Below are 4623 nucleotides of genomic sequence, written 5' to 3'. Positions count from 1 at the left end.
CGCCCTGGCCATCCTGCTGCTCGCACTCACGCTGGGCCTGGCCTGGTGGGCGCCATGGCACAGCGCGCCCGGCACCTCGGTCGCCGTGATGCCCTTCCTGGACCTCACCAACGCGATGGATGAAGAGCCCTTCGCCGACGGCATGACCGAGCAGTTGATCGAAAGCCTGGCCCACCTGCCCGGCGTGCGCGTGCCCTCCCGCACCTCGACCTTCTTCTACAAGGACAAGCAAGCCACCATCCCCGAGATCGCCCACGCACTGGACGTGGCCTACGTGCTCGAAGGCAGCGTGCGCAAATCCGGCCAGACCCTGCGCGTCACCGCCCGCCTCGTCCGCGCCAGCGACGCCACCCAACTCTGGTCCGAAACCTACGACCGCCAGGCGACCGACGTGCTGGCGATTCAGGATGACATTGCGGCAAAAGTGGGTCGGGCGCTGGCAGCGGCCTGGGGCGGACAGAAATGAGCCACCACGCGATCCGCCCGGCCGCCCACTCGGACATCGATGCCCTGCGGGTGCTTCGCAACCACTACGTCGCAAATTCCTTCGCCACCTTCGACGAAGTACTGCTGTCCGAGCAGGACATGCGGTCATGGCTCGCCGTCTTCGATCCGGGCTCGCCGCACCAGCTCTGGCTGGCCATGGACGGCGACCAACTGCTCGGCTGCGCCTGCAGCCAGCCCTATCGCGCCCATCCGGCCTTCCGCTTCACCATCGAGACCAGCATCTACGTCGCCCCCGGCCAGACGGGCCGCCGGCACGGCGAACAGCTCTACCAAACCCTGTTCGCCTTCCTCGCGCCGCACGAACTGCGCAAGGCCGTGGTCGGCATCGCCCTGCCCAACGAAGCCTCGCTGGCCCTTCACCGCAAACTCGGCTTCACCGAAGTCGGCACCTTCCACGACTACGCCGTGAAGCACGGGCGCAGCATCCGCTCGATGTGGATGGAGCGAGATTTGGCCTGAGTGCGGGACTCAGCAACGCAGCGAGATGCCGCGCTCTCGCAGTGCCGCCCGCTGCCCATCGTTCAGCACAATGCCGTCGAGCCAGGCGCGCTGCAAACGCTGCAGCCGCAGCAGCAAGCGTGTCACGCGCTCCGGGTCCAGCGACGCCTGGTGTTCGTAGCCACCCAGTGAGACGTAGCGCAGCTCGGGCAGTTCGGTCAGCAGTTCCAGGTGCGCTTCGGTGAGTGGCGTGGCCCACAAGTCGAGCTCTTGGAGAGACTGCATCGCGACCAGATGGCGCAGGCCTGCGGCGGTCATGCGCGTGCCGCCGAGGTCCAGTGAGGCCAAGTGTGCCTCGCGGCCGAGCCAGCGGGCCATGCGGTCGTCGAACGCCGTGGCTTCCAGGTCCAGCGAGCGCAACGCCGGCAGCGAGGCGACCGCGGCAAACGAGGCGAGGGTCAGCTCCGCGCCCTGGATGCCCAGCACCCGCAGCGACTGGCATTCACACACCGCCAGCAGGTCCTGCGCAGTCAAGGACAGATTGGCATTCAGCACCTGCAGGTCAGCTGCCTTGCCAAAGCCTCGAAGCCGCTGGCCTTGCGCCACGACGCGCAGCACGTCCAACTGCCTGAGCCCCGGCAGCTGAACAATCTGATTCAGCGCCAGACGGGTCACATCGCACCAAAGCCAGATTTGCTCGACCGAGGTCACGACCTGCAGGCGGCGGGCCTGCCGCACGGTCACCAGCGGAATGTGGGTCAGCGAGATCTGCCGGACCGGCCCCAACGTCGCCAAGCGCCGCGCGGACAGCTCGTCCACCTCGCCGACGAAGCTGACCGCCGAGGCGCCCTGCACATCACTGCTCACGTGCCGGCTCGGCGCGCTGCTGGCTGCAGCACGGGTTCGATGCCGCCGGGCAGCTCGCCTTCGCTTGCAGCGGCCTCTTCCATCGCCATCAACCAGCGCGCGTCCATTTCGCTGTCAATGTGGTTGCGCATCTGGCGCAGCAACACCGTCGCGTGGGGCCAGGAGATTTCAACCTCGTGCACTGAATGCCACCCTCGCCGGGTGCCTTCCCAATACTCCACGCGCTGGAACACCACTGGCTTTGCGTAGCCCAAGCGCAGGAACTCATTGTTGGGCCCACGTGCCGAAAGCAGAGGAAAGTGGAGGCAGTGGCGACTGCCGTCGATGCCCTGGAAGCGCGCCTCCAGCGAGCCGCCCTCCCGGAGCATCTCGACACTCAGCACAGCGGCAATGGCAGGCAGCATGGGCGTGGCGACAGATGGGAGGAAACACGATTCTGGCGCCTGCCAGGCGTTTGCATGGGCGCCCTCCCGGCGCACCGCTGCCTCATTCCCCCACAGTCGAAGGCGTCGCGAGGAAGCTGTTCACCAGGCCCTGGTCGTTCGCGTACCAGCCGACAATGCGGCCGTTGGCCGCGATGCGCCACGGGTACGCGCCCTGCGTGGCTTCGGCCGGGCCGACCGGGATGAACTTGCCGGCGCGGTACAGGAAGCCTCTGATGATGTAATCGACCGGGTCCTGGTAGAAGCCGACGATGTCGCCGCTGTCGTTGATGTCCATCAGCTGCGTGTAGGGCGACCCGGGGTAGTCCAGCGTGGTCACGGTGCCGCCGGCGCCGCGCACGAAGCCGTGATAGACGGAGTCCGCGTCGATGTACACGCCCACGGCGGTGCCCGCCTTGTTCAGGCCCCAGGGGATGGTCAGGCCCACCGCACCGGGCGCGTCGAACGGCACGACGCCGCCAGCCTCGGTCCAGAGAAAGCCGCTGGTGGTGAGGATGCCGTACTGATCGGGGTCGTGGTCGTAGGAGCCAACCACGGTGTCGAGGTTGTTGAGCGCATCGACACGCGTCATCACGGCGCCGGGGACTTCGATCGCGGTCTTCTGCTTGCCCCGGATGAGCAGGGCCTGCGAGGACCGGTCCCGGTGGGTCAGGTTGGCCACCAGGTGGCGCTTGTCGTTGACATCGTCAAAGCTGTAGACAGCAGGCTCGACCGCTGGAAGCTTGCGGTACATGCCGTCTCGGTAGCTGAAGGGCCGGATCACCACGCTCTGGCCTTGCGGCTGCTGGTAACTGCCGACGATGGTGCCGTCGGCGGTGATGCCCGACGCCTGGGTGGCCAGGCCGCCGTCCACATGGAGCAGCGTGTAGCCGAAGTCGGCGGCGTGAGCCGCCGTGGTCAGCAGTGCGGACAGGGCCAGCAAGGTGGCGGCGCGGGCGCATCGGCGTTCGATGCGGAGAGTCTTGAACAGCATGGCGTCGTACCGGTAGGAGTTGACTGGACGCTGCGGACGCCTACGCACGAGGGTAATCGTGGCCGGCGTGGCCGAGCGGCGCATCATAGACCGGCCCCGGCAGGCCCCCGGCACCGCGCACGATGCGCCTGCAGCTCAATGCCCCATGTCGTGGCCCATGTGCCCTTCATGCCCGCCATGTTCCATGGGCTTGCGTGCTTCGGGCAGGTTGGCCTCCGCCTGCGGCGCCGCACCGCGCACCGGCACTGGCAGCTCACCGGTGTATTCCCTGGCCTGTGTGCCGGCTGCATGTTTGAACCAGCCAGGGTCGCGGTAGTCGCCGGGCTTCTGGTCGTCGCGGACCTTGAGGACGCTGAACATGCCGCCCATGCCGATGGCGCCGAAGGGGCCTTGGCCGGTCATCATGGGCAGGGTGTTGTCGGGCAGCGGCATTTCCATTTCGCTCATCTCGTGCATGCCTTTGTCGCCCATCTGCATGTAGTCGGGCAGCAGGCGGATGATCTTTTCGGTGGCGGCGCGCTGGTCCACGCCGATCATCGTGGGCACGTCGTGGCCCATCGCGTTCATCGTGTGGTGGGACTTGTGGCAGTGCAGCGACCAGTCGCCGGCCACGGCGTTGAACTCCAGCGCGCGCATCTGGCCGACGGCCACGTCGGTCGTCACTTCCGGCCAGCGGGCCGAGGGTGGCACCCAGCCGCCGTCGGTGCCGGTGACCTCGAAGCGGTGGCCGTGCAGGTGCATCGGGTGGTTGGTCATTGTCAGGTTGCCGACGCGGATGCGCACGCGGTCGCCGGTGCGGGCGACCAGCGGGTCGATGCCCGGGAAGACGCGGCTGTTCCAGGTCCAGAGGTTGAAGTCCAGCATGGTGTTGACGCTGGGCGTGGCGGCGCCGGGCTGGATGTCGTAGGCAGCCAGCAGGAAGGCGAAGTCGCGGTCCACGCGGTGCTGGCGCGGGTCTTTCGGGTGCACGATGATGAGGCCCATCATGCCCATGGCCATCTGCAGCATTTCGTCTGCATGCGGGTGGTACATGTAGGTACCTGAATGGTTCATCACGAACTCGTAGACATAGGTCTTGCCGGGGGCGATGGCAGGCTGTGTGAGGCCGGTCACGCCGTCCATGCCCGAAGGGATGATCAGGCCGTGCCAGTGCGTGCTGGTGGGTTCGGGCAGGCGGTTGGTGACGAAGATACGCACGCGGTCGCCTTCGACGGCCTCAATGGTCGGACCAGGGCTGGTGCCGTTGTAGCCCCACAGCCTGGCCTTCATGCCAGGCGCGAGTTCTCGCACCACCGGCTCGGCCACCAGGTGGAATTCCTTGACGTTGTTCTTCATGCGCCAGGGCAAGGACCAGCCGTTGAGCGTGACGACCGGGTTGAACGGCCGGCCGCTCGG

5 protein-coding genes and 1 pseudogene are annotated in these 4623 nt (G+C 67.1%); 2 read left to right on the top strand and 4 right to left on the bottom strand.

Features of this window, described 5'->3' with window-relative positions; all coding sequences use genetic code 11:
• A pseudogene (locus FKP22_RS32415) lies at positions 1 to 466 on the top strand (winged helix-turn-helix domain-containing protein); the annotation flags it as partial.
• Positions 463 to 966, top strand: coding sequence for a GNAT family N-acetyltransferase (locus FKP22_RS21685; RefSeq protein ID WP_141289768.1), 504 nt, complete (start codon positions 463 to 465; stop codon positions 964 to 966). The pseudogene FKP22_RS32415 and the gene FKP22_RS21685, both read left to right, overlap by 4 nt.
• A gap of 9 nt (positions 967 to 975) precedes the next feature.
• Here FKP22_RS21685 and FKP22_RS21680 read toward each other — a convergent pair whose 3' ends face one another.
• The 4 genes from FKP22_RS21680 to FKP22_RS21665 form a co-directional block, all read right to left on the bottom strand.
• Positions 976 to 1812, bottom strand: coding sequence for a leucine-rich repeat domain-containing protein (locus tag FKP22_RS21680; RefSeq protein WP_141289767.1), 837 nt, complete (start codon positions 1810 to 1812; stop codon positions 976 to 978).
• Positions 1809 to 2216 (bottom strand): hypothetical protein, encoded by a 408-nt coding sequence (locus FKP22_RS21675; RefSeq protein WP_141289766.1) that lies wholly within the window; start codon positions 2214 to 2216, stop codon positions 1809 to 1811. The genes FKP22_RS21680 and FKP22_RS21675 overlap by 4 nt, the downstream gene beginning before the upstream one ends.
• Before the next feature lie 82 nt (positions 2217 to 2298).
• Positions 2299 to 3228, bottom strand: coding sequence for a hypothetical protein (locus FKP22_RS21670; protein WP_141289765.1), 930 nt, complete (start codon positions 3226 to 3228; stop codon positions 2299 to 2301).
• A gap of 135 nt (positions 3229 to 3363) precedes the next feature.
• Positions 3364 to 4623 (bottom strand): multicopper oxidase family protein (locus FKP22_RS21665; RefSeq protein WP_141289764.1); only part of this gene is annotated, 1260 nt, incomplete at its 5' end.

Origin of the sequence: Ideonella azotifigens, from assembly GCF_006519715.1 — a bacterium.
Lineage (GTDB): Bacteria > Pseudomonadota > Gammaproteobacteria > Burkholderiales > Burkholderiaceae_C > Ideonella > Ideonella azotifigens.
This window is presented reverse-complemented; position numbering and strand designations above follow the sequence as displayed.